Annotated in this window: 29 protein-coding genes, 1 tRNA gene, 1 pseudogene and 1 riboswitch; of the genes and pseudogenes, 17 read left to right on the forward strand and 14 right to left on the reverse strand. The window is 57.7% G+C overall.

Annotation, left to right across the window (positions count from 1 at the left end; all coding sequences use genetic code 11):
* Positions 1-224: 224 nt before the first annotated feature.
* Complete coding sequence (locus ACR0DS_RS15275) at positions 225-1,316, reverse strand: aminomethyl transferase family protein (RefSeq protein ID WP_480487815.1); 1,092 nt, start codon at positions 1,314-1,316, stop codon at positions 225-227.
* Positions 1,317-1,328: 12 nt separating this feature from the next.
* Positions 1,329-2,864: a trimethylamine methyltransferase family protein gene (locus tag ACR0DS_RS15280; RefSeq protein WP_480482789.1), complete on the reverse strand. Its 1,536-nt coding sequence runs from the start codon at positions 2,862-2,864 to the stop codon at positions 1,329-1,331.
* 134 nt (positions 2,865-2,998) lie between these two features.
* Between ACR0DS_RS15280 and ACR0DS_RS15285 the strand changes: the two genes are divergently transcribed.
* The 4 genes and pseudogenes from ACR0DS_RS15285 to ACR0DS_RS15300 form a co-directional block, all read left to right on the forward strand.
* Positions 2,999-3,871 carry a LysR substrate-binding domain-containing protein gene (locus ACR0DS_RS15285; RefSeq protein WP_480487819.1) on the forward strand — a complete coding sequence of 291 codons (873 nt, stop codon included), beginning with the start codon at positions 2,999-3,001 and terminating at the stop codon, positions 3,869-3,871.
* Between the two features lie 90 nt (positions 3,872-3,961).
* Positions 3,962-4,483, forward strand: a complete 522-nt coding sequence (locus ACR0DS_RS15290) for a dihydrofolate reductase family protein (RefSeq protein ID WP_480482785.1) — start codon at positions 3,962-3,964, stop codon at positions 4,481-4,483.
* The gene (locus ACR0DS_RS15295) at positions 4,480-5,055 is read left to right on the forward strand and encodes a TetR/AcrR family transcriptional regulator (protein WP_480560148.1); all 576 of its coding nucleotides are present in this window, start codon (positions 4,480-4,482) and stop codon (positions 5,053-5,055) included. Before ACR0DS_RS15290 ends, ACR0DS_RS15295 begins: the two co-directional genes overlap by 4 nt.
* A gap of 284 nt (positions 5,056-5,339) precedes the next feature.
* Positions 5,340-5,486: pseudogene (locus tag ACR0DS_RS15300) on the forward strand (hypothetical protein); the annotation flags it as partial.
* 96 nt (positions 5,487-5,582) lie between these two features.
* On the opposite strand, the gene ACR0DS_RS15305 reads toward ACR0DS_RS15300, so the two are convergent.
* Positions 5,583-5,658: transfer RNA gene (locus ACR0DS_RS15305), tRNA-Lys, on the reverse strand.
* Positions 5,659-5,878: 220 nt separating this feature from the next.
* Here ACR0DS_RS15305 and dapF point away from each other — a divergent pair.
* Positions 5,879-6,712, forward strand: a complete 834-nt coding sequence (gene dapF, locus ACR0DS_RS15310) for a diaminopimelate epimerase (RefSeq protein WP_480560146.1) — start codon at positions 5,879-5,881, stop codon at positions 6,710-6,712.
* A complete protein-coding gene (gene mtaB, locus ACR0DS_RS15315) occupies positions 6,709-7,965 on the forward strand; it encodes a tRNA (N(6)-L-threonylcarbamoyladenosine(37)-C(2))-methylthiotransferase MtaB (protein ID WP_480560144.1) in 1,257 nt (418 codons plus the stop codon). The genes dapF and mtaB overlap by 4 nt, the downstream gene beginning before the upstream one ends.
* Here mtaB and ACR0DS_RS15320 read toward each other — a convergent pair.
* The 6 genes from ACR0DS_RS15320 to petA all read right to left on the reverse strand — a co-directional run bounded on the left by ACR0DS_RS15320 (position 7,947) and on the right by petA (position 12,261).
* Entirely contained in the window at positions 7,947-8,492 is a 546-nt protein-coding gene (locus ACR0DS_RS15320; protein ID WP_480482777.1) for a helix-turn-helix transcriptional regulator, read from the reverse strand. The two genes, mtaB and ACR0DS_RS15320, sit on opposite strands and share 19 nt — an antisense overlap.
* Complete coding sequence (locus ACR0DS_RS15325) at positions 8,489-9,064, reverse strand: cytochrome b/b6 domain-containing protein (RefSeq protein ID WP_480482775.1); 576 nt, start codon at positions 9,062-9,064, stop codon at positions 8,489-8,491. Before ACR0DS_RS15325 ends, ACR0DS_RS15320 begins: the two co-directional genes overlap by 4 nt.
* A gap of 5 nt (positions 9,065-9,069) precedes the next feature.
* Entirely contained in the window at positions 9,070-9,321 is a 252-nt protein-coding gene (locus ACR0DS_RS15330) for a PepSY domain-containing protein (RefSeq protein ID WP_480506915.1), read from the reverse strand.
* Positions 9,322-9,520: 199 nt separating this feature from the next.
* Positions 9,521-10,312, reverse strand: a complete 792-nt coding sequence (locus ACR0DS_RS15335; RefSeq protein WP_480482771.1) for a cytochrome c1 — start codon at positions 10,310-10,312, stop codon at positions 9,521-9,523.
* Positions 10,313-10,329: 17 nt separating this feature from the next.
* On the reverse strand, positions 10,330-11,661 hold the full coding sequence (gene petB / locus ACR0DS_RS15340) for a cytochrome b (protein WP_267363184.1): 1,332 nt from the start codon (positions 11,659-11,661) through the stop codon (positions 10,330-10,332).
* A gap of 15 nt (positions 11,662-11,676) precedes the next feature.
* Positions 11,677-12,261, reverse strand: coding sequence for a ubiquinol-cytochrome c reductase iron-sulfur subunit (gene petA, locus ACR0DS_RS15345; protein ID WP_267363183.1), 585 nt, complete (start codon positions 12,259-12,261; stop codon positions 11,677-11,679).
* A gap of 461 nt (positions 12,262-12,722) precedes the next feature.
* Here petA and ACR0DS_RS15350 point away from each other — a divergent pair, with 461 nt between their 5' ends.
* Positions 12,723-13,169 carry a c-type cytochrome gene (locus tag ACR0DS_RS15350; protein WP_480482769.1) on the forward strand — a complete coding sequence of 149 codons (447 nt, stop codon included), beginning with the start codon at positions 12,723-12,725 and terminating at the stop codon, positions 13,167-13,169.
* A gap of 19 nt (positions 13,170-13,188) precedes the next feature.
* Here ACR0DS_RS15350 and ACR0DS_RS15355 read toward each other — a convergent pair whose 3' ends face one another.
* Positions 13,189-13,800, reverse strand: coding sequence for an FMN-binding negative transcriptional regulator (locus ACR0DS_RS15355; RefSeq protein WP_480560142.1), 612 nt, complete (start codon positions 13,798-13,800; stop codon positions 13,189-13,191).
* Positions 13,801-13,854: 54 nt separating this feature from the next.
* Positions 13,855-14,002, forward strand: a riboswitch (FMN riboswitch).
* A 130-nt stretch (positions 14,003-14,132) separates the two neighbouring features.
* On the opposite strand from ACR0DS_RS15355, the gene ACR0DS_RS15360 reads away from it, so the two are divergent.
* The 5 genes from ACR0DS_RS15360 to cobO all read left to right on the forward strand — a co-directional run bounded on the left by ACR0DS_RS15360 (position 14,133) and on the right by cobO (position 18,084).
* Entirely contained in the window at positions 14,133-14,573 is a 441-nt protein-coding gene (locus ACR0DS_RS15360; RefSeq protein ID WP_480546933.1) for a 6,7-dimethyl-8-ribityllumazine synthase, read from the forward strand.
* Between the two features lie 127 nt (positions 14,574-14,700).
* Positions 14,701-15,801 carry a chorismate synthase gene (gene aroC, locus ACR0DS_RS15365; RefSeq protein ID WP_480482762.1) on the forward strand — a complete coding sequence of 367 codons (1,101 nt, stop codon included), beginning with the start codon at positions 14,701-14,703 and terminating at the stop codon, positions 15,799-15,801.
* Positions 15,785-16,447, forward strand: coding sequence for an HD domain-containing protein (locus ACR0DS_RS15370; RefSeq protein WP_480487829.1), 663 nt, complete (start codon positions 15,785-15,787; stop codon positions 16,445-16,447). The genes aroC and ACR0DS_RS15370 overlap by 17 nt, the downstream gene beginning before the upstream one ends.
* Before the next feature lie 45 nt (positions 16,448-16,492).
* Positions 16,493-17,428 carry a DMT family transporter gene (locus ACR0DS_RS15375; protein WP_480560140.1) on the forward strand — a complete coding sequence of 312 codons (936 nt, stop codon included), beginning with the start codon at positions 16,493-16,495 and terminating at the stop codon, positions 17,426-17,428.
* 56 nt (positions 17,429-17,484) lie between these two features.
* Positions 17,485-18,084: a cob(I)yrinic acid a,c-diamide adenosyltransferase gene (gene cobO / locus ACR0DS_RS15380; protein ID WP_480560138.1), complete on the forward strand. Its 600-nt coding sequence runs from the start codon at positions 17,485-17,487 to the stop codon at positions 18,082-18,084.
* Positions 18,085-18,118: 34 nt separating this feature from the next.
* Here the strand turns inward: cobO and ACR0DS_RS15385 are convergent, their stop codons facing one another.
* From ACR0DS_RS15385 to ACR0DS_RS15400, 4 genes are all read right to left on the reverse strand, one after another.
* Positions 18,119-18,325: a hypothetical protein gene (locus ACR0DS_RS15385; protein ID WP_267363171.1), complete on the reverse strand. Its 207-nt coding sequence runs from the start codon at positions 18,323-18,325 to the stop codon at positions 18,119-18,121.
* Positions 18,326-18,497: 172 nt separating this feature from the next.
* A complete protein-coding gene (locus tag ACR0DS_RS15390) occupies positions 18,498-18,863 on the reverse strand; it encodes an SPW repeat domain-containing protein (protein WP_050604526.1) in 366 nt (121 codons plus the stop codon).
* A gap of 111 nt (positions 18,864-18,974) precedes the next feature.
* Positions 18,975-19,925, reverse strand: coding sequence for an AraC family transcriptional regulator (locus tag ACR0DS_RS15395; protein ID WP_480538489.1), 951 nt, complete (start codon positions 19,923-19,925; stop codon positions 18,975-18,977).
* A 109-nt stretch (positions 19,926-20,034) separates the two neighbouring features.
* Positions 20,035-20,901: a branched-chain amino acid aminotransferase gene (locus ACR0DS_RS15400; protein WP_480560136.1), complete on the reverse strand. Its 867-nt coding sequence runs from the start codon at positions 20,899-20,901 to the stop codon at positions 20,035-20,037.
* Between the two features lie 159 nt (positions 20,902-21,060).
* Here ACR0DS_RS15400 and ACR0DS_RS15405 point away from each other — a divergent pair, with 159 nt between their 5' ends.
* The 5 genes from ACR0DS_RS15405 (at position 21,061) to ACR0DS_RS15425 (ending at position 24,372) form a co-directional block, all read left to right on the forward strand.
* A complete protein-coding gene (locus ACR0DS_RS15405; RefSeq protein ID WP_209598920.1) occupies positions 21,061-21,573 on the forward strand; it encodes a MarR family winged helix-turn-helix transcriptional regulator in 513 nt (170 codons plus the stop codon).
* Positions 21,570-22,271 carry a response regulator gene (locus ACR0DS_RS15410; RefSeq protein ID WP_480560134.1) on the forward strand — a complete coding sequence of 234 codons (702 nt, stop codon included), beginning with the start codon at positions 21,570-21,572 and terminating at the stop codon, positions 22,269-22,271. Before ACR0DS_RS15405 ends, ACR0DS_RS15410 begins: the two co-directional genes overlap by 4 nt.
* A 68-nt stretch (positions 22,272-22,339) precedes the next feature.
* On the forward strand, positions 22,340-23,266 hold the full coding sequence (locus ACR0DS_RS15415; RefSeq protein WP_480560132.1) for a histone deacetylase family protein: 927 nt from the start codon (positions 22,340-22,342) through the stop codon (positions 23,264-23,266).
* A complete protein-coding gene (locus ACR0DS_RS15420) occupies positions 23,263-23,505 on the forward strand; it encodes an exodeoxyribonuclease VII small subunit (RefSeq protein WP_267363166.1) in 243 nt (80 codons plus the stop codon). The genes ACR0DS_RS15415 and ACR0DS_RS15420 overlap by 4 nt, the downstream gene beginning before the upstream one ends.
* Complete coding sequence (locus ACR0DS_RS15425) at positions 23,506-24,372, forward strand: polyprenyl synthetase family protein (RefSeq protein WP_480560130.1); 867 nt, start codon at positions 23,506-23,508, stop codon at positions 24,370-24,372.
* Positions 24,373-24,378: the final 6 nt, after the last annotated feature.

A 24,378-nucleotide genomic window follows, 5' to 3' on the forward strand; every position in this document is an offset into this window, starting at 1 on the left:
GCGCCACCTGCCTCGGTCCCATCATCGCCGCACCTCCGCTCATAAAACGAGTGAATCAGCGACAGACCGACCAATCAATGGACTTTTTCAACACTATCTCCGCAATCTGTGAGTTCGACGAGGCCCGGAGTTCGCGCTTGCGGCGAATGTCCGGAAAGCGGGCTGCAACCGCAGAATTCAGAACTAAGGTCGAACGGCAGGATTGGGCCGGTGCCGATGCCATTCTATTCGTGAGTGTGCGTTTTGTTGGGGTCATAAATAGGTTTGGACACAATTGCGGCGCTAGTGTTGAGACCATTTGCCGAGACGCTCAGCGTGGTCCCGATTGAAAGTCCGGGCTGAACATGGGCGACGGCAAGAGATTTGCCCATCCGGTGCGAATAGCAGGGGCTGTTGATGGTGCCGACGCGTCGACCGTCTAGCATCAGGGCTTCACCGCCTTCGACCATGTCCGGGTGGTCGATGTCGAGGCAAACGTTGTTGACCTTCTCAGCGCCTTTCGCCGCCATGACCGCCGATTTGCCGCGGAAATCACCCTTGGTGCTGCTCACCGTGAAGCCCAGACCAACCTCCCACGGGGTGTTGTCCTCGGTCATGTCGTAGCCGTAGAACAGCAGGCCCGCTTCGATGCGCACCTTGTCGAGCGCAGTGAAGGAACAGGGCATTACACCTGCCTCGACCAGTTTGTCCCAGATGTCGGTGATCACCGAGCCACCCGCGAAAATCTCGTAACCGCGTTCACCAGAGTATCCGGTGCGTGAGATGCGGCAAGAATGGCCGAAGAGCGTTGCTGGCGCGTGCTCGAAATAGGACAGAGTGCTCAGGTCGATATCCGTATGCGCGTTTAGAATATCCAGCGACGCAGGTCCCTGAACCGACAGATCATGCAGATCATCGGTGAACTGCACCTCAACATCGCGCCCTTCCGCCGAAGCCTGCAAGAGCGCCATCGTGTCGCCCGAACCATGCACGATCATCCATTCGTCGCCGCCGTTGTTTGACACGATCGCGTCGTCGGCGATCCCGCCCTGATCAGTCAGAACGCATAGATAGGCCGCCTTTCCCGGTTTGACCTTTGACAGATCGCGTGAAGTCAGGTGATCGAGTACCGCCTGAGCGTGAGGACCACGCACGAAGACCTTTTTTAAGGGTGACATATCAAACATGCCCGCGCGCTCGCGGACCGCATCGTGTTCGTCGCCCGGATCGGTGTTGTAGGTCCAGGCGGTGCCCATCCCATTCCAATCCTCCAGCCCCGAGCCGAGTGCCGTGTGGCGGGAAGCAAGGGCGGATGTGCGGCTGAGTTCTTCGGTCATGGGTGTTCCTTTCTAGTACCATTCGTCCGGCATCTGTGCCTTGCGCTCGGATACGAAGTCCTCAAGCGCGACTCGGATGTCGGGTTTCATTTCGGGTTGTTGATAGTCGTCCAACATCTTTTGCCATCGCGAGGTGGCGCGTTGATCAGCGGTCAGCGCGCCATTTTCAGACCAGGTCTCGAATGGGCCGGCGTCAGATATCTGTGGCTCAAAATTCGCCGTCGTGTAGTGGCGCAGGGTGTGACTGGTCGACAGAAAGTTCTCGCCCAGATCCGTCTCATAGTAGGCATCCCGGCCAAAGGCCTCGTTATCGGTATCGAAACCTTGCAAGAGCTTCAGCATCGCACCGCAATGATCGAGGTCCATGATGAATTTCTCATAAGACATCACAAGCCCGCCCTCGAGCCAGCCCGCTGCATGCCAGACCTGATGCGCACCAGAGAGCAGCGTGGACCACATCGCGCCGGTGCTGTCCTGCATCGCCTGCCCGTCGGGTGCGTTGGACGCGGTGATCTGCCCCCCGCCAGAGCGCACCGGCACGCCCAGCCTTCGACCCAGTTGCGAAAGCGCCATGGTGGTCATGTTCGCCTCGGGCGAGCCAAATGTCAGCGCGCCGGTGCGCAGATTCATTGTCGAGTGGAACGAACCGAAGACCACAGGACAACCGGGGCGCACAAGTTGCGCAAGAGCGATGCCAACCATGGCTTCGGCCAGCGTCTGTGCCGCCACCGCAGCCGGGGAAAGTGGCCCCATGGCACCGGCAAAAATCGCGGGCGACACACAAACGCATTGGCCGGCTTCTGCATAGATGCGCAGGGCCGAAGACATGGTGTCATCATAGATCAGCGGCGAGTTGGCGTTGATATTGGCCTGCATCACTGCGTGGTGTTCCATGGCGTCGCGGCCGAAGACGAGGCGGGCCATTTCGATACTGTCGCGCGCGCGCTCAGGTGCAGTGACAGAGCCCATGAAGGGCTTGGTCGACAGCGTCAGATGCGCCAGCATCATGTCCAGATGCCGCTTGTTCACCGGAACATCTGTCGGCTCGACAACCGTGCCCCCCGAATGGTGCATGGTGGGCGCAAGATAGGCCAGTTTCACGAAATTGCGGAAATCCTCCAGCGTCGCATAGCGCCGACCCTTTGCCAGGTCGCTGACAAACGGCGAGCCATATCCGGGCATCAGCACAACTTTGTCGCCGCCAAGTGTCACGGTCTTGGCCGGATCGCGGGCATGTAGCTGAAACTCAGCCGGAGCCGTGGCACACAGCGCGCGAACATGGCCCGGCTCAAACCTTACACGTTCAAATTCGACCCGCGCGCCCGCTTTTGCGAAGAGATCCAGCGCCGTTTGGTCCCCACGGAACTCGACACCGATCTTGTCCAATATCCAGTCGGCCTGATCTTCGATGCGGGCCAATGCCGTTTCATCTAGCAATTCGTATGCAGGTATCTTGCGGCCAGTGAACGGCGGGCTCTCGCATGGCGCGTTGTGACGGGACAGACGACCCCTGCGCGCGCTGCTGCGGCGACCCTGAGGTGCTGACATGCCTGATGTTGCGTTTAAAGGTTCCAACGCGATCTCTTCGCTTTGTAAGACTGATTGAAGTTTTTGGGTTTAAAAATATGTTTGAAAATCGAAATTTTCTGTCCGCTACGTACAAATAATTTATACTCATCTTTATGACTGCCCGCTTTCATCACCATGATCTGCTGAGGCTTTTTGCCGAGATCGCACGTCATTCCAGCTTTTCGATGGCGGCTGTGGCACTTAATATGACGAAAGGCGCGATCAGCTATCAGATCAAAACGCTTGAGGCCGATCTGGGGATGAGCCTGTTCCAGCGCACTCCGCGCGGCGTCACTCTGACCGGAGAAGGGTTGAAGCTATTGGCGATCTGCCAGAGCCGATACGAAGAGATCGAAACCGAAATTCAGGTCTTGAAGGGGGTCTCGACCCTCTCTCTGACAGTTGGTGTTTCGACCTATTTCGCGGCGCGCTGGCTGTCGCCACGTCTGATGACCTTCATGCAAAGCCACCCTGATGTGCAGCTTCGCATTCAGCCGATGATCGAATTCTCGGCACATGAATTGCAGGGAGTGGGTCTGACAATCCGATGGGGCAACGGGAACTGGAAAGACGGCATCGTGACACCGTTCATGTCCATGCCGCCCTTTCCAGTGGGCAATCGGGCCGTCGCAGACCTGGTCAACAGGCTGGGCATGCAAGCCGCGATACCGCATCTGACCCTGCTTAGAGATCGCGATGACAGCACCGCCTGGTCCGATTGGCTGAACGCCGCAGATCTGCCCACGCAATCACGGCGGGATGTGTTGATCGTGCCGGACCCGAATGTCCGAGTTCAGGCCGTCATCGACGGGCAAGGGATCGCTTTGATGGATGATCTGGTTCGGGATGACCTTAAGGCGGAACGGCTTTTTCGATTGTCCGAGATCGATTTGTCCGATTACGGATATTTTCTGGTTCAACCCCACAGCGCTGCTTCGAGTGAAGCAGTGAAGGCTTTCTCGAACTGGCTTCTCGGCGAAGCCTGAAAAGACCCTCTCTTGAGTATTCTACCAGAAATTATTATACGATGTATAAATACACTGCATGAGACTCCGAATTTGCCCACAGGACATATCATGATGGCGATGAGCCTGGACGGCTTTGTCGCGCGGCCCGATCACCGGTTGGATTGGTTAGAAAAGCAACCGACCGAGGATGAAGATCACGGCTTTGTTGCCTTTCAGGACAGTGTCGATGTGATCGTAATGGGCTCGGGCTCTTATCGGACGGTGCGCGGTTTCGGAGCCTGGCCCTATGCCAAACCGGTTGTGGTTCTCAGTCGGACGATGAACGCCGACGACATCCCAGACGATCTGCGCGACAAAGTGGAGGTGTCAGACATGGCACCCGAAGACTTGATGGCAAGCTTTGAGGCACGAGGTTTCAACCGCGTCTATGTGGATGGCGGCGCGATCATTCGCTCGTTCCTGAAGGCCGGGCTGGTGGAAGACATGCGGATCACCCTTGTTCCCATCCTGATCGGTGAGGGCATCCGGATATTTGGCGAGACCAAGGGCGACGTCGATCTGGAACTGGTGTCGGTCAACAGCTTTCCCTCGGGTCTGGTGGACCTCGATTACAGGCTGAAAGCCGCGTGACAAAGGCGTCTTTACCCGGGCGGCCGCCGAAGGCCGCTCAGCGTCTTTCGAAACAACTGATCGTGAAGACTGCCTTGCCGATCGTCCAGGACAAGGGCGTTGACGCGCTGTCGTTTCGCATGCTTGCGGATCGCCTTGGGGTCACCCCGATGGCGGTGGCCTATCACGCCGGCAGCAAGAAACAGCTTCTGTCCGATCTGGTGGAATACGCATTCGCCGGCGTCCTGGATGGCGTGAAGGGGGGCACGCCGGTAGAGCGGTCCCGAAGCATCATGGCGACCTACTATGGGTATGCCTTGAAGAACGCCAACCTTTTGCGCGCGATCCTTGAGGATGTTAAGCTGATGAGCGCGGATTTGACAGACGTGGCGGCGGACCTGAAGGCCAGCACGGACCAGCTTGAATACAGCGATGGCGGCGATGTTCTTGTTCACTTGCTGATCGACTATGCGCACGGGTTTGTGCTCTCCGCATCCAGCGGAGCAAACAATCCCCTAACAATTGAAGACTATCTCCGCGGTATCGACTGGATTCTTAGTCGAGCGGCTGGAGGCCGTGAGACCATTAAATGAAAAGCACGCGCCTCAGAGGTGCGATCCACGGATATTATGTCGACGTGAACACCATATTGGGCTTTGTCTTCGTGTCTGTAGGTGGGATTGTCGGCTTAGGGGGCTGATCTAACCCAGCAGACGTTGACCTCGGAGCAACCTCATAATTTGCGCCCACAATTGATAGCAAACCTAAGGCTCGGAGCCTTCCCCAGGCAAAAATGGTGCGAGTTTCAGGGTTGGGTGTTCAGCCGCCCTTCGATAAACCATGCATGGTTCCACGATGTTAGTTTTCTTATGCCACCCGCCTCCTGAATAACGGGATGCCCTTGGATAAAGTTTCGTTCCTGCTAGGTCATGCCACCCTGCAGCAGACCCAGAAATATGCGAAGTATGCCAGGCGCCCCGCTGCCGATGAGGCTAGGGCGATGCTTAATCAAAACACGGCCTGAAAATATCGCTGGCCCCGGATTTGGCCTCCATATGGAGTTACTATACTTTAAGTGGAGGCCAGATGCCTTACAGGATGTTGTTTTTATTGACAAAAGTGGTGAGCCGTGCAGGATTCGAACCTGCGACCCACTGATTAAAAGTCAGTTGCTCTACCAACTGAGCTAACGGCCCACTCTTTTATTGGATCTTCTCGATCCGTGGCGCTCTTTACGGCAATTTCCCAACCGGGTTCAAGCCCTTAATTTGCGCCTCGTTTCGCTGAAACAACCTGTGTTTCCGGCGACCCGATAGGCGGCCTACTTAGGCAGGTGGCGCAGGGGGGTCAACCCCTTTTTTCACGATTCGACGCGACAGGGTGGATTCATGTTCCGACCGACGCTATATCGCCGCCATGCAACAGAAACTCGATACCGGATTGCCCTTTGTCAAGATGCATGGGCTGGGAAATGACTTCGTCGTCGTTGACGCGCGCATGCAGGATGTTTCGATTACCCCGGCTCTGGCCCGAGGAATCGGGCATCGGCATTTTGGTGTGGGATTCGATCAGCTGGCCGTAATCGAAAACGGTGCGGCGGACGCGCATCTGGTGTTTTATAATTCGGATGGATCAACTTCGGCGGCGTGTGGCAACGCCACAAGATGCATCGCACGAATGTTGATGGATGAGACGGGCAAAACCCAGCTGACGTTGACAACCGAACGTGGAACACTTTTTGCGCAGGACGCAGGTGATGGGCTGACCTCGGTCAATATGGGTCTTCCTCAGTTGGAATGGCACGAAATTCCGCTGGCTGAAGAGATGGACACGCTGGAACTGCCCATCGAGGGAACCCCGACAGCGACGGGTATGGGCAATCCGCACTGCACGTTCTTTGTTGAAAACGCCGAGGCGATTCCCTTGGCCGAGTTCGGCGCGCGCTATGAACACCATCCTTTGTATCCCGAGCGCACCAATGTGCAGGTGGCTCAGGTTGTGGGTCCGGATCACATCCGCATGCGGGTGTGGGAACGGGGCGTGGGCATCACCCTGGCATCAGGGTCGTCATCCTGTGCAACCGCGGTGGCTGCGGCGCGGCGTGGGCTGACGGGGCGAAAGGTGCAGATTGATCTTGATGGGGGAACCCTTTGGGTTGACTGGCGCGAGGATGGTGTCTGGATGACCGGGTCAACCTGTCACGTCTTCTCGGGCACGTTGTCGCCCGAGTTCTTAGGGACGCTGGGATGAACCCGCCTAAATTCACCACATTGGGTTGCCGCCTGAACGCCTATGAAACCGAGGCGATGAAAGAGCTGTCGCAACAAGCCGGACTGACGGATGCCGTGGTGATAAACACCTGCGCCGTCACAGCTGAGGCTGTGCGCAAGGCACGGCAGGAGATTCGGAAACTGCGTCGTGAAAATCCGAACGCCCGGCTGATTGTTACCGGGTGCGCCGCCCAGACAGAACCCGACACCTTCGCGCAGATGGCCGAGGTCGATGCGGTGATCGGCAACACGGAAAAGATGCGGCCAGAAACCTGGAAAGGCATGGCCGCCGACTTTATCGGCGAGACCGAGGCCGTTCAGGTCGATGACATCATGTCTGTCACCGAAACGGCCGGGCACCTGATCGACGGGTTTGGCACACGCTCACGCGCTTATGTGCAGGTTCAGAACGGCTGTGATCACCGCTGTACCTTTTGCATCATTCCCTATGGCCGGGGCAATTCCCGCAGCGTGCCTGCCGGTGTTGTGGTGGATCAGATCAAGCGGCTGGTGGATCGGGGCTATCATGAGGTGGTGCTGACTGGCGTCGACCTGACCTCATGGGGGGCCGATCTGCCTGCACAGCCCAAACTGGGCGATCTGGTGATGCGCATCCTGAAGCTGGTGCCGGATTTGGCCCGTCTGCGGATCAGTTCGATCGACTCGATCGAAGTGGACGAGAATCTGATGCAGGCCATCGCAACCGAACCACGCCTGATGCCGCATCTGCACCTGTCGCTACAGCATGGCGACGATCTGATCCTGAAGCGCATGAAACGCCGCCACCTGCGCGACGATGCCATTCGGTTTACCGAAGAGGCTCGGAAACTGCGCCCCGACATGACCTTTGGTGCCGACATCATCGCAGGTTTCCCGACCGAGACCGAAGCGCATTTCGAGAACTCGCTGAAACTGGTTACCGATTGCGATCTGACCTGGCTGCATGTTTTCCCATATTCGAAACGCGAAGGTACTCCAGCGGCTCGTATCCCGCAGCAGGTGAACGGCAATGTAATCAAGGATCGCGCAGCCCGTCTGCGTGCGGCTGGGGACGTTCAGGTCAGGAAACACCTGTCAGATCAGGTCGGTAAAACCCACCGGATCCTGATGGAGAACCCGCATAAGGGGCGGACGGAACAATTCACCGAAGTTACGTTCAATGCACCTCAGCCCGAAGGCCAGATCGTAACCGCCCGAGCCATTGGGGCGATTGATCACAGTTTGGTTGTCTGAAGGTCCGCAGCCTCGCCATCTGCGATAAGCAATTCTTCCATGAATACGCTTATCAGCTGCGCTCGCCCGTCAACCCCGGCTTTGGCATAGATCGAGGCGGTCTGCGCGCGCACGGTTCCTACGGCCCGCCCCCGGATGCGCGCGATGTTTTCGTTATCCAGCCCTTTCAGAACCAATAGACCCACATCACGCTCGGCAGTGGTAAGTCCCCAACGGTCGAAGAACGTGTTGATGACGACGCTCATTTCACCCTGCGCGGCCTGTAGGCCAAGCTTGGTCTGTTCCACCCTTGCCAGCAGGCGTCGAAGTTCAATCATGAAAAAAACAACTCCGGCAAGCAAAACAAATGCGACAAAAGCCTCAAGACTTACATGAGAAGGCCCCTCGCCTTCCTTCAAATCCAGAGCAACGTCGCCAAGGTAAAACACCACGCAAAGTACCTGAACAACGATCATTATCGACATAAGTACAGCCCGGTGAGCGTCTGCATCGCCGGGCCGCCAATGGCTGCTGATCCATTTGATCATTTGGTTGACCAATCCTCAGGTATATTCTTCCGCCCTGTTATCATAGCTTTTGCCAAAGCGACACCTGTTCGCCTCTGATCAATGACAACCCCGGCAACATGCAGCAGAACAGACAGCATCAGCCAGTTGAAGGCCAGTTCGTGCAGATCTTCGACCCATTCGATGCCAAAGAACCGAACTGTCCCCATCATGAACCCTGTCACACACAAAGCCAGCAGTGTCGCCCAGAGGTTATAGACCATTAAGGCCCCCAGAGGGTTGTGTGAAAGGTGCACGCTTTGGTCACCACGCCCCATGTCGCGCAGGTGGTTGAGTGCCGAACGGGGGCTGAAAGGGAAGGCTGCAAACCTGGCAAAAGCCGGACCCGTTAACCCCCAAAGCAACCGCAACAAGACCAAAGCCAGCACGACATAGCCCACATATTCGTGGAACGCGCCCTCGGGATTTGATATCCCCGCATTGATCAGAACGCACAAGACTACGACCCAGTGAACCAGCCGGACCAAAGGATCCCAGACCTGAACGTCGTGGGCGCCTGTGCGCCCACGATGCATCAATTCTGTTTCAGACATTCTGGTTACTGATCCTCAATCTTGACGACTTTACCGCTTGCGGGATCAACGTAAACCTCGGCCAGTTTACCATCCTTGACGACATAGGCTTCGATCTTGCCGTCTTCCGTCTCGATTTTGCGGACATCGAATCCCATGCCTGTCAGCGTTTGCCGAATTTCGGCTTCGGATTTTCCAAGCTCGGCATCGGGTGCGAGATCCAGTGCCAATACCGGCGTTGCAAATAGAATTGAGGCAAAAAGAATAGGAAGTTTCATTGTCGTGACTCCGTGTTTCAGACAAACGGCAGTTGATCAGCCGTTGTGGCTGATGTGCGCCTGTGAAGCTGTCCAATCCATTGACCCGGCGCTTATTTCGGTCAAATAAGCGCGCGCTGATGGAGGCTTGGAAAAAGAAAACCCCCGCAACCTGACGGCGCGGGGGCTGAATTAGTAAAATCCGGTAGGACGGATCGGATCAATCTTCCTTGCGGAGTTTGCCCTTGTGCGGTGCCCAGAGGCGCTTGTTGACCAGGTACAGCAGCACCGACAGAACGGTCAGGAAGATGACACCGACAAAGCCTGCGTTCTTGCGGTCTGTCAGCTTTGGCTCGGCCGCCCACATCAGGAATGCGGCAACGTCCTCGGCCATATGCTCGACCGTGTTCGAGTGCCCGTCTGCGAACTCGACCTGCTCGTCAGCCAGCGGAGGCGCCATGGAAATCCAGCCGCCGGGGAAGGCGGTGTTTTCGTAGAGCACTGCACCCGCTTCTTCTTTTTCGTGGCCAGTGTAGCCGTGTAGCAGCGAGGCGATGTATTCCGGGCCACCCATGCCTTTGACCAGCTGGTTGATGCCCAGACCATAAGGCCCGTGGAAGCCAGCACGTGCCTTTGCCATCAAGCTAAGGTCCGGAGCGCCGACGCCGGTATTGGCCGGGAAGTGATCGGTGGGAATCGCCGGGCGGAAATCGTCCAGCTCGGGGTCGAAGACTTCGAAGTTGCCAGCAGCGTATGCGATGACTTCTTCTTCCGAGTAACCCAGCGCTTCCAGATCGCGCAGCGGCACATATTGCAGACCGTGGCAAGCCGCGCAGACCTCGGTATAGATCTGCAGGCCGCGTTGCAGCTGATGCTGATCCCAGGTGCCGAACGGGCCTTCGAACGAGAAGGCGAAATCTTCGATATGCTGCTCACCACCACCTGCTGCAATGGAAGCAGCAGGGGTCAGGGCCAGAGCAAACGCGGCGCCGATTGCAAGTTTCTTGAACATGTTTCCGGTCCCTCTTCTTACTCGGCCGGCGTGGCGTCGGCGTCAGCCTTGCCATAATGCGCGTTGAAGTCTTCTTCGATGGTCTCGGGCTGGGCCAGAGGTTTCTCGATCACACCAAGGATCGGCAGGATCACGAAGAAATAGGCGAACCAGTAGGCCGATGCGATCAGCGAGAAGGTCGCATAGGGTTCTTCCGCAGGCATCGCACCCAGCCACATCAGGGCGAAGAAGTCGATGATCAGCAGGTAGAACCACCATTTCAACATCGGACGGTACTTGCCCGAACGCACGCTCGACGTGTCCAGCCAGGGCGCCAGCGCCATGGCCAGGATCGCACCAAACATCGCCAGAACACCGAAGAACTTGGCGTCAACGATACCACCGGTGATGAAGCTGGCGAACTGAACAACCCAGACTTCACCGGTAAAGGCACGCAGGATCGCGTAGAACGGCAGGAAGTACCATTCAGGCACGATATGTGCGGGTGTCGCCAGCGGGTTGGCTTCGATATAGTTGTCCGGGTGGCCCAGATAGTTCGGCATGAAACCGACAACGGCCCAGAACACGACCAGGATCACGGCCAGCGCGAACAGGTCCTTGATCACGAAATACGGCCAGAACGGCAGCGTGTCTTTCTTCGCCTCGTCCTTCGAGCCGCGACGCACTTCAACACCTGTGGGGTTGTTGTTGCCCGTGGTGTGGAAGGCCCAGATGTGTACCACGACCAAAGCCGCGATGATGAACGGCAGCAGGTAATGCAGCGAGAAGAAGCGGTTCAGCGTGGCGTTATCCACCGCGGGTCCGCCCAGCAGCCAGGTCTGGATCGCGTCACCCACAAACGGAATGGCACCAAACAGACCGGTGATCACAGTCGCACCCCAGAAGGACATCTGACCCCATGGCAGAACATAGCCCATGAAGGCCGTGCCCATCATCATCAGGTAGATCAGCATGCCGACGATCCACGTGATCTCGCGCGGGGCTTTGTATGAGCCATAGAACAAGCCGCGGAAGATGTGGATGTAGACCGCAACAAAGAACAGCGATGCGCCATTCATGTGCAGGTAGCGGATGAAGTAACCGCCATTTACGTTGCGCATGATGTGTTCGATGCTGGCAAATGCCATGTCGACATGCGGCGTATAGTGCATCACCAGAATGATACCGGTGACAATTTGCAGCGCCAGGCAGAACGCCAGAACGATGCCCCAGATCCACCACCAGTTCAGGTTCTTGGGGGTCGGGATCATGAGGGTGTCATACAGCAGGCCAACAATCGGCAGGCGGCTGTTCAGCCATTTCTCGCCGTTTGTCTTCGGCTCGTAATGATCGTGGGGAATTCCGGACATAAGTTTGGGTCTCCCTTAGCCGAGTTTGATTGTGCCGTTGTCCACCCACTCTGCGGGCGGAATGGGCAGGTTCTCAGGCGCGGGGCCTTTGCGGATACGACCAGCAAGGTCGTAGTGTGAACCGTGGCAGGGGCAGAACCAGCCACCAAAGTCGCCTGCATCACCCAGAGGCACACAGCCGAGGTGGGTACAAACACCCATCTGGACGACCCATGCACCCGGCGCTTCGCCTTCCGGCGACGGCATCACACGGTTTGCGTCGGTCGCAGGGGCATCGGCGCTCAGGTTAAAGTTGCGGGCCAGCGGATCGGGCAGCGCATCAACACCTTCGGCGTCCTGTTTCTGAGCTTCCTGAATCTCGGCACCGGTGCGGTGACGGACAAAGACGGGTTTTCCCAACCATTTGACGGTCAGCTGCGTACCCGGCTCAACACCGCTCACATCCACACGGATCGAGGACAGCGCCTGAACGTCTGCCGATGGGTTCATTTGGTTGATCAGGGGCCATACGGCTGCACCCGTTGCAACGACACCTGCGCCGCCAGCGACGTAGTACAGGAAATCTCTGCGGGTGCCTTCGTGGTCTTCTGCGTGGGACACGAGGTTATCTCCGATTGTCTGGCGCCCGCGGACGGGCAAATAGCTCGCGCACCGCACGAATGCGGTGTCTTAACCGCGCTTACTATCGGGGAGAATAGTGTTCGTCCAGCGTTCATAAACGCGCAATACGCCGCATGTGTCGTTTCCAGCAGCTGCGGAGAGTGTTTTTTGGTGAATCTCGCGTGCGACTTTGTCGGCAACTTCGATTCATGCGTCATTGATTCGCTTTCGCACCCCGCCTTCCGCCACCCGGGTTGGGTATTTGAAGCCTGTCCTGGGTGCCGCTGATTTGCGCCCAAAAGGTCCATAATCAAGACTTCGAAACGGAGATTGTTTTCAGCAAAAACATACTCGCTAAATAGATGATTTAAATTACAAATTGCACGCGCCTCACCTGTTGCACTTTCCGCGCGAATAAAGGACAGCGCAAAAGGCGTGCGAACTCCTGCAAGGAGACCCCAATGTCAAAGATCATTCTGGCCGCTGCTTTGTGCACAATGGCCCTGCCCTCTCAGACCCTTGCCGCGGGCGACCCCGCGAAAGGTGAGGCGATATATAACCGTTGTTCTTCGTGTCATGCGATCATCAAGGATGGTGAAGTTCTGGTCAAAGGTGGAATCACCGGCCCGAATCTGTATGGCGTCGTCGGTCGCGTGGCCGGGTCCGAAAACGATTATCGCTATGGCAGCGAGCGCCTGCCGATCGGCATGTTCACGGATGACATGATCCGTGCCGGCGAAGCGGGTCTGGTCTGGACCGAGGAAAACATCGTTGCTTATGCGCAGGATCCGATCGGCTTCATCAAGGAATTTCTGGATGACGAAACTGCCCGTCCGAACATGAGCGTCAAACTCAAGACCGGTGCAGACGATATTGCCGCTTATCTGGCTACCTTCAGCCCCCAGTAAACCCGGCGCCTGATGCTGGTTAAGCCTTGTGCATCAAGGCGGCCAGCCGGGCGATTTCACTGCCAAAGCCAGAGGACACCTGATCAGCGGCAGCATTTCGCGCATCTTCGGGTTTGTTCTGACCAAGCTTCCACGTGCCCTGAATATCTTCAACCTGCATGCGGCACGGAACGATCATGCGCATCATCTTGTTCAGCGCGTCCGAGGACATTTTTCCCGTGACCCATGGGGCCTTGGGCAGCAGCCGCTTTTCATAGAATGCAGATTGGCGGTCAAGTACGTCACGCAACTCGTCCTGCGGGCGTAGCTCAAGCTTTCCGATCAGGTGTACGGCGACATAATTCCATGTCGGAACCTGATCTTCGACCCCGTACCAATCGGGCGAAATATATGCATCCGGCCCCTGCACCGCGATCTTTGCGCGCTGCGGTTCGTGCAGCGCACGCACGACAGGATTCGAGCGCACAAGATGCAGGTCAGCCATTGATCCGTCTTCGGACAACAAAAACGGGACATGACTTAATAACGGGCCCTCTTCCGCAGAGAGTGCCAGAACGCCAAACGCCCGGTCGCGGGCGAATTCAATATGACGCGCACGATCCTCGGCGCGAAAAACGGGGTTAGGGTGCATGAGTGTCCTCCTGTCAAATCTCTTGCAGCGTCGGACAGTTCTTGGCAAGGTCCGCCTCGTTCTCAGGGCGGGGTGGAATTCCCCACCGGCGGTATGCGGGCCACGGCCCGTAAGCCCGCGAGCGGCCCCGGCTTTCGGGGTGTCAGCAGATCTGGTGAGATACCAGAGCCGACGGTTACAGTCCGGATGAAAGAGAACGTGCAAGCCGCGCTGGTAATACGGCGCGCCTGCTCGTGATCGCCTTGGGTGACGTGTCATGACGGGCTGGCAGCGAAAAGTGGGAACCGGTTCTCGCGACTGCCAGCAGGCCACCAAACTGAAAGGAGATCATGATGACACACACCCGCTATGCTTTTGTAAAAGCCAACTGGCATTCCGATATTGTTGACCGCGCGCTCGACGGCTTCGTCGAACTCGTCCCCTCGGAACAAGTCGATGTCTACGACGTTCCCGGCGCGTTCGAGATGCCCCTGCTGGCCCGTGATCTGGCCCGGACCGGGCGCTATGCCGCCGTCGCCTGCGCTGCCTTTGTCGTTGATGGCGGCATCTACAGGCACGATTTCGTTGCGCAGGCCGTGGTCGATGGTCTGATGCGCGCCGGGCTTGATACAGGGGTTCCTGTCCTTTCGGTCTCACTGACCCCGCACCAATATCAGGAAACTGATCATCACAATGCGATCTACCGCGACCATTTCGTACAAAAAGGGCGCGAAGCGGCTCAGGCCGCGCTGATGATCTCGGAAACCCGTGCGAAAGTCGCGCAGGCCGTCTGATCTTCATCTTTTCGAAAATACTCAAAAATGCGCCGCCCGACGGGCGGCGTTCAAACCGTCAACGGCCAAATCCGCTTGAGGCCGGGGGCCTTGCCCGCTAATCACGATCCGCAAAGGAGCACGCCCCATGTCGATGAACAGCTTTGGCCATCTTTTCCGCGTCACCACCTGGGGTGAAAGCCATGGGCCCGCCTTGGGCGCCACTGTCGACGGTTGCCCGCCGGGCGTTGCGATTGACGAGGCGATGATCCAGCACTGGCTGGACAAGCGCAAACCGGGGCAAAACAAGTTCACAACGCAGCGGCGCGAACCGGATCAGGTCAAGATCCTTTCTGGCGTGTTCGAAGGCCAAACTACAGGCACGCCCGTGCAACTGATGATCGAAAACACCGATCAGCGCTCGAAAGACTACGGCGACATCATGGACAAGTTCCGTCCGGGCCATGCCGATATCACCTACTGGCAGAAATACGGCATCCGCGATTATCGCGGGGGTGGGCGCAGTTCAGCCCGGGAAACCGCGTCGCGCGTGGCCGCGGGTGGACTGGCGCGCGAGGCCATCCGGCAGATTGCGCCGAATGTGCAGATCACCGGCTACATGACCCAGATCGGTCCGCACAAGATCGACCGCGCCAAATTCGACTGGGCGCAGATTGAACAGAACCCGTTCTGGGCGCCTGATGAACAGGCGGCCGGGGATTGGGCGACCTATCTGGATGACCTGCGCAAATCCGGCAACTCGGTCGGGGCCGTGGTCGAGGTTGTGGCACGCGGTGTCCCCGCAGGGCTTGGGGCGCCGATATACGCCAAGTTAGACACTGATCTTGCGGCTGCGATGATGTCGATCAACGCTGTCAAAGGTGTCGAGATCGGCGAAGGCATGGCTGCCGCCGAACTGACTGGCGAAGCCAACGCCGACGAAATCTTCATGGGTCAGAATGGTCCGCAATACAGCTCAAACCACGCAGGTGGGATTCTGGGCGGCATCTCGACCGGGCAGGACATTGTCGTGCGCTTTGCGGTAAAACCGACCTCTTCGATCCTGACCACCCGCAAAACCATTACAAAATCCGGTGAAGAGACCGAGATCATCACCAAGGGCCGTCATGACCCCTGTGTTGGCATCCGCGCTGTCCCTGTCGGTGAGGCGATGATGGCTTGTGTCATCCTGGACCACCTACTGCTGCACCGTGGTCAGATCGGAGAAAACCGTGGACGGATCGGCTGATCTGCGCGCGCGTTTGCGTGCCATTGTCGCGCAACGCATGGAAACTGATCCGGCCCATGACCTGGCCCATCTGGATCGTGTTTGGACCAATGCTCAGGCCATTGCAGACGCTCAGGTGGACATCCCCGTCCTGTTGGCAGCCTGTTATCTTCATGATCTGGTCAACCTACCCAAGAATGACCCGAACCGACTGTTTGCCTCACGCCAGTCAGCTGCTGAATCAGGGCCTATTCTGGCAAAACTGGGCTTTTCCGACGATCAGGTTCAGGCCGCGCAACATGCGATAGCGGCCCATAGCTTCTCGGCCAACATCCCACCCGAAACGCTCGAAGCGCGGATTCTGAGGGATGCGGATCGCCTTGACGCCTTGGGGGCCATCGGGATTGCGCGCACATTTTCTGTATCAGGTGCTTTGGGGCGTGTTCTCTATGATCCGGCCGATCCATTCGCAGAAGCGCGCCCGCTGGACGATCTGCGGTATTCGATTGATCACTGGAAGGTTAAGCTGCTGACCCTGCCGGACGACATGCTGACGGATGCAGGCAAGCAGATTGCGCAGGCAAGGGCGGGCCGAATGTTTCAGTTCCTTGAGGATTTTGCAGCGGAAATTGGCGCATCGATACCGAAGTCGTGGACCATCACCTGATCCACCCCGTTGATCTTTTTTCTGCAAAGGCGCAGGGTCGCGCCGATGACAAAACCCTTAACATCGCATCGACCTTTGCTGGCTGTGGCGCTGAAGCTTGGCGCGCTGTTCCTTTTCACGTCGATGTCGGCCCTGGTCAAAGCCTTATCTGACGAATTCCCGCCGGGCCAATTGGTGTTCTTCCGGTCCCTGTTTGCTATTCCGGTCATCATTCTGTGGCTGACCGCGCGCCGAGAGCTGGCGCAAGGCTTTGTCGTCAAGAAACCCATGGGGCATTTCTGGCGCGGGGTTCTGGGGACCAGCGCCATGGGGCTGACATTCACCGGCCTTAGCCTGCTGCCGCTGCCCGAAGTCACCGCAATCGGTTACGCCACGCCGATCTTCACCCTGATTTTGGCCGCCGTGATGCTGGGCGAGCGCATCCGCATGATTCGCATCGGTGCCGTGGCACTTGGGTTGCTTGGCGTGATGATCATGATCTGGCCCCGGCTTGGCAGCACTCAGATGGAAACGGCTGCAACCATCGGAGCGCTATGCGTACTGGGCGCGACCTTTGCCCGGGCCTTCGTGCAGATTCACATCCGCCAACTGGTCAAGGTCGATCACCCTGCTGCAATCGTGTTCTATTTCTCGCTGACAGCGACGCTGCTTTCGGCGCTGACGGCGATCTGGGGATGGACAATGCCTACCCTGAATCAGGCTCTAATACTGATCACCATGGGGCTAGTTGGCGGAGTTGCACAGATTTTGGTCACGTCCTCGTATCGGTTTGGACAGGCATCGATGCTGGCACCTTATGACTATGCAACAATGCTTTTTGCGATTGTGATCGGTTATTTCGCGTTTGATGAATTGCCCACCGTTGCGATCCTGATCGGGGCGGCATTGGTGATCGCAGGCAATGTTGTTGTGATATGGCGCGAACACCAGCTGGGGCTGGAGCGTGGCAAGGCGCGGTCTGTCACGGACCCCAAAGCGTGACTTTACCTTTTGCATTCTTTCCCTAGGTTGGGCCGGACAATCAAAGAGGTTCCCCAATGAGCGACGCGCACGACCACAAGGAAAAGATGCAAAAGGTGCAGGCCCAGCACCGCAAGAAAGTGTCCGAGGCCGTCGACCCCGAACGCGGCCTTGTTCTGATCAATACCGGCAAGGGCAAAGGCAAGTCATCAGCGGCCTTTGGCGTGGTCATCCGCGCGCTTGGTTGGGGTCAGAAGGTCGCCGTGGTGCAGTTCATCAAGGGCAAGTGGAAAACCGGCGAGCGTCGTTTCTTCGAAGAACGTGATCTGGTCACCTGGCACACGATGGGTGAGGGGTTTACCTGGGATACACAGGATCGTGAGCGCGACATTGCAGCTGCCAATGCCGCCTTCGACAAGGCTTGCGCCCTTATGGCAAGTGGCGAATACGATCTGGTGGTTCTGGACGAGATCAACATCGCGCTTCGCTATGAATATCTCTCGGTCGAGCAGGTGATAGAAGGGCTGAACGCGCGTTCGGACAAGACGAGTGTGTTCCTGACAGGCCGTGACGCACCGCAGGCGCTGCGTGATTATGCAGATCTGGTCACCGAGATGACCGAAGAAAAGCACCCGTTCCAGGCGGGAATCAAAGCCCAGCGCGGGGTGGATTTCTGAACCTTGCAACAGCGCAGCCCAAACTGCTGCGCTGCTATCCCCTGCCGCTTCGCACAGTTTCAAAGATATATCGCAACGACTTGCGTTGATGGGCGGTGCCTTGTGTGCGGGCTTCTTCAGCGGTTGCTGTGTCCCGGTTCTGGCGGTCGGCATAGGCGCAATAGTCGCCTTCGCAACAATTGCACCCGCACGCAACCAGCGCATCATGTCGGGCCATGATTTCGTCAAGCGTGTCTGTCATCTGTGACCTCACCCCGCGCAGGGATAAATCTGATGAATTCAGTCGGCTTTTTCAAGTAAATTCGCCCGACCGGTCAACACGCTTCTCTGCTCTGAGCCGCCGATTTGCAAAACGGGCGGCTCAGCTATTTCGGTAGTATTTGGACAAATTTGCCAGTGCTGAGGAACAGCGCTCAGGCAGCGACTTCCTGCTCGGGCGCGCTGAGCGAGATGACGAGAACCACAGCCGCACCGTTCAGCCAGTAGAACGCCGCATCCAATCCTGAAAACCCCAGTACACTGGGTGCAAACAGAAAGGTGATGCCGACAATCAGGTCCACGGCCAGGTGAAATTTGTAGGGTAGAACGCGCCAAATTCCCAAATGATGGTCGGTCAGAACCGTCAGGACAAAGGCGGCGACGCCGGTGACAACCGAAAGCCACAGCGCCAGCGGATTGGACTGACCCAATCCCAGCAGGAAAGGCAGTGTCATCAGGGCAATGGCAACCGGGTAGTCCAGATATGCGTGGACAGAGCGGGTAACGAAACGCAGGGACATAGGATTTTCCTCTTTTCAATCAGTGATGAAAGAAAGATAGAAAGCCTGACCCGAACGCTGAATTCTCGATCGTTTTAAAAATCTTGCAGATCGTACAGAATTCTTGGCGTATTAGTGCATGGACCTGTATGCGGCTGGTGACAAGCCGACCTGCTTCTTGAAAACACGGGAAAACGCGGCTTCAGAGGCATATCCAACTTCGGCTGCTGCATCTGCGACGTTCCATCGTGCCTCTGTAAGGCCATGGCACGCAATCTGCATGCGCCAGTCGGTGAGGTATTGCATCGGCGTCGTGCCCATCTTCTGGGCAAACAACTGAGAAAAGGCTGTGCGGGACATGCCGGATTCGCGTGCCAGTGTTGCAACGCTCCAGTCTTGCGCTGGGGCTTGGTGGAACGCCGTCAATGCGCGTGAGATGCGCGTATCCGCAAAGCCCGCAAGGGCGGTGTCCTGCGGGCTTTGCCGTTCCAGGTAGGTTCGGATCGCCTGCGCAAACAGAACTTCGGACAGCTTCAGCGCAATCAGATCGCCGCCAATACGGGCCCCGGACACTTCGGATCCGATCATGCGCAGGGTCGATTCCATCCACGATCCGGCCTCTTCACCATAATTCTCGATCAGGATGTAGGGCGGCAGTCGGTCGATCAGCATATGCCCGGTGCCTTTTCGCCCTGCCGGGCCGGTGAAAGAAAAATGACCGCAGATCAGTTGCGTGTCCCGGTCCTCGTCTGCACCGCCATAGACAAGGACGCCATCGCCCTTGTAGCCGGCAATCTCAAGAACCTGTTCCAGAGGAAGCGCATCCGGTGGCCTGACCTCAGCACACAACAACGCATGTGGCGCCCCATGAGGGATCAGGATCAGATCCCCCTGCCGCAGCCTCAACGTTTCTCCGGTGGATGAGACATGGACCTTGAGCTCACCCCGTTGAACAAAATGAAACCGCGCGACGTTTTCGAATTCCGGCACCTGAATACCAAAAGGTGGTGTGAACGAGGTGCGGAAGTAGAACGTGCCACGCAGGGACAGACGGGTGAGAATATCGCTGAGAAGGTCCAACATGCGGTGAAGATACGGGAACTGATCCGATCGTCCAGATCACGGAACGCTTTGCACGACAATTTGCACGATCTGCAACAAAAACCCCGCCGAAGCGGGGTTTTGCAAGTTATTACGAGCGGACCAGCTTTTCGTAATCTTCTGCGATTTCGCGGGTCAGGTCGCCGACTTCGAAAGTGTAATCTCCGATTTGCCCGACCGGAGTGACCTCGGCCGCGGTTCCGGTCAGCCAGCACTGTTCGAAATCAGCCATTTCTTCGGGCTTGATGCGCCGCTCATGCACAGTGATGCCTTTATCCTTCAGCATCTGAATGATGGTCTGACGGGTGATGCCATTCAGGAAGCAATCCGCCAGCGGGGTGTGAACCTCTCCATCCTTGACGAAGAACACGTTGGCACCTGTTGCTTCGGCCACGTAACCACGCCAGTCCATGAACAGCGCGTCCGAGCATCCCTTGGCTTCGGCCTTGTGTTTGGAAATGGTGCAGATCATGTAGAGGCCCGCCGCCTTGGCATGAACCGGGATGGTTTCCGGGCTGGGGCGTTTCCATTCGGCGATGTCCAGTTTTGCGCCCTGCATCTTGGCGTCGCCGTAATAGGCGCCCCAGGGCCAGACCGCGATGGCCATCCGTACCGGGTTGCGGGCCGACGCCACGCCCATGTCTTCGCCAGACCCGCGCCACACCAATGCGCGGACATAGGCATCCTGAAGGCCACTGGCTTTCAGGGTCTCTTCCTTGGCCGCTTCAATCTGATCGACAGTGTAAGGCATCGGCATGTCCAGTGCCTCGGCGCTGGCGATAAGACGTTCGGAATGTTCGCGGCTTTTGAAAATCTTGCCGTTATAAGCCCGTTCACCCTCGAACACGGATGAGGCATAGTGCATCGCGTGGGTCAGAATATGCACATTGGCATCGCGCCAGGGCACCAGCTTGCCATCCAACCAGATGACACCGTCACGATCATCATACCCCGCCATGCGAAACCTCCTGAACCGGGTTAAATTTCCGATTGTTGCGCCACTTAGGTCCGATGCGGACACAATGTTGCGCAAAAACTGCGATTCGATACCGCTCCGCCCTTGGAATGTCAATAACGCTGACATAAAGTCAAACCCGAGTAACGAATGAGGCATGATATGTCCGAAATCCGCCCAGCCCCGCGATATGGGGGCGAGAGCCTGTTGTTTTTGACGGATGAACAGTTGCGGCAGGGGATCGAGGCCATGTTCTTTGCCTATCGTGGCTTTACCGCGGATCCTGATCGTATCCTGTCCGAGATGGCCTATGGCCGCGCCCATCACCGCGCGATCCATTTTATCAACCGTGCGCCGGGCACCACGGTGAACAATTTGCTGGCGATCCTCGGGGTTACAAAACAGTCTCTGAACAGGGTTCTTCGGACATTGATCGAGGATGGTCTGGTGGAAAGCCGGGTCGGAACCGTGGACAAACGCGAACGGCACCTATTTCTGACGGAGAAGGGCGAAACGTTGGAGGCCACGTTGTCCGATGCGCAACGAACAAGAATGCGCGCAGCCTTCAAGGATGCCGGTCCCGAGGCCGTGGCCGGGTTTCGCAAAGTACTTGAAGCAATGATGGATGCTGATATGCGTCATGCCTATACGAAATTGCGGGATACGAGTTCATGAGCGAAATGGATGCCCATCTGCTGATTGTTGATGATGACGAACGCATTCGCGATCTGCTCAAGAAATTCCTGATGCGAAACGGGTTTCTGGTGACAGCGGCACGGGATGCGGCCCATGCGCGGCGGGTTCTGTCGGGATTGGATTTCGACATGATCGTCATGGATGTGATGATGCCGGGCGAAGATGGCGTCAGTCTGACCAGATCACTGCGTGACACCCATACGACACCGATCCTGTTGTTGACCGCCAAGGGCGAGACCGAGCATCGGATTGCAGGGCTTGAAGCCGGGGCGGATGATTATCTTGCTAAACCTTTCGAGCCGAAAGAGTTGTTGCTGCGGATCAATGCGATCCTGCGCCGGATGCCGGAAACCCCGGCCGAGGAAACAGCGGCGAAGATCCTGCATCTTGGTCCCATCCGGTATGACATTGAACGTGGTGAAATGTGGCAGGGCGAAATGCCGGTCCGCCTGACGGCAACCGAAACCCAGCTGATGAAAATTTTCTCGGCCCAACCTGGCGAGCCGATCAGCCGTGCAAAACTGGTGGAAGATCTGGGCCGGGATAAAGGACAGGCGCAAGAACGTGCCGTGGACGTGCAGATCACCCGCCTGCGCCGGAAGATCGAACAGGACCCGAAACAGCCCCGGTATCTGCAGACAGTCCGGGGCGCAGGCTATATGCTGGCACCCGATTGAATGAGCCGCTGCGCGGCGATTAATGCCTTCGGCGAGGATATTTTTAGCCAGATGAAGATGGGATCCCGATGAAAACCGCCCTTTTGACACATGCCGATTGCCTTGGACATGTCACACCCCAGGGTCATCCGGAACAGGTGGCGCGGCTGGAGCATATCCTGCACGCGCTGGAGGGGCTGGATCTGAAGCGCGTGACCGCTCCGCTGGCGGCAGACGATGATTTGCTGCGTGTTCATCCCGAAAGCCATATCCGCGACATCAGATCGTCGCGCCCCACTGACGGGTTTGCGCAGATCGACGGGGACACCTTCATGTCGCCGGGTTCCGTGGATGCGGCCTATCGCGCGGCGGGTGCGGCGGTGCGGGCCGTTGATTTGGTTTTGGGCGGTGAGGCGCCGAACGCCTTTTGTGCCATTCGCCCGCCTGGGCACCATGCCGAAGCCGAGAAAGCCATGGGGTTCTGCCTGTTTGGCAACGCGGCGCTGGCAGCGAAACACGCGCTGGATTACCACGGGCTGAAGCGGGTCGCTGTGGTCGATTTCGACGTTCATCATGGCAACGGCACGCAGGACCTGCTGTGGGATGAAAATCGGGCCCTTGTGATCACCAGCCAGCAAATGCCGTTATGGCCCGGATCGGGCCGCCCGGACGAGACAGGCGCTTACGATAACGTTCTGAATATCCCGCTGGCCCCGGGCACCGGCGGGGCTGAGATGCGATCCGCCTATGAAACGCAGGCCTTTCCGCGCCTGCGGGCATTCCGGCCGGAGCTGATCATCATCTCGGCCGGGTTCGATGCGCATCAGGACGACCCTCTGGCCAATCTGAACTGGTCGACTGGCGATTTCGCCTGGATCACGGCAGAGCTGTGCGGGATAGCCGATGAGGTGTGTCAGGGCCGTATCGTCTCGACTCTGGAGGGCGGGTATGATCTGCACGCACTGGCCGAGGCGACACGCGCCCATGTGGAAGAACTGATGAAGGCAGCACGATGACCGATACCCCAGTTGAGCAGATGACATTCGAGCAGGCCATGAAAGAGCTTGAGACCGTGGTTGGTCAGCTTGAGCGCGGCGACGTGGCGCTGGATCAGTCGATTGCGCTTTATGAACGCGGGGCCGCTTTGAAAAAACGTTGCGAGGACGAGTTGAAGCGGGCCGAGGAAAAAGTGGCCGCGATCACTCTGGACGCGAATGGCCAACCGACCGGGACCACACCTGTCGAAGGTCAGTAAATGTTTCAGGAAAGACTGGCGCAGGACGCGGCGCGCCTTCAGGATCATTTTGACCTGATAATGGGCGCGCTGGACGATCTGGATGTGACACGGGCAATGGCCTACGCCACCCGGGGCGGTAAGCGGCTGCGCGGGTTTCTGGTTCTGGAAAGTGCGCGCCTGCACCAAATCGACGAGTCCCGCGCGATCTGGCCCGCGACCGCGATAGAGGCCCTGCACGCCTATTCGCTGGTTCACGACGATCTGCCCTGCATGGATGACGACGATCTGCGGCGCGGACGCCCCACGGTGCATGTGAAATGGGATGAAGGCACGGCTGTACTTGCCGGGGACGCGCTGCAAACACTGGCCTTTGAGCTGTGTACCCGGCCGGAGGTTGGAGATGCAGAAATTCGCGTTGATCTGGCACTGACACTGGCCAGGGCAAGCGGTGCGCAAGGTATGGTTTTGGGGCAGGCGCTTGATATCGCGGCGGAAACCGCTTCTGAGCCTCTGACGCTGAATGCGATAACACAGCTTCAGGGCGGCAAAACGGGCGCTTTGATCGAATGGTCCGCCTGTGCGGGTGCGCGTCTGGCAAAAGCGGATCCAGAACCCTTGCGCCAATATGCCCGGGCCCTTGGTCTTGCTTTTCAGATTGCAGACGACATCCTTGATGTTGAAGGTGATGCGTCAAAGGCAGGCAAACGTCTTCAGAAGGATGCGGATGCGGGAAAGGCCACTTTCGTATCTCTTCTGGGTTTGGATGCTGCCAGAACCCGCGCCAGTGAACTTGTTGATCAGGCCTGTGCCGCACTGGACGGGTATGGCCCGACGGCAGAAACCTTGAAGGAAGCCGCTCGCTTCGTTATTGCCCGGGACAGCTAAGCCAGG

This window comes from Ruegeria sp. AF5 (genome assembly GCF_056541905.1).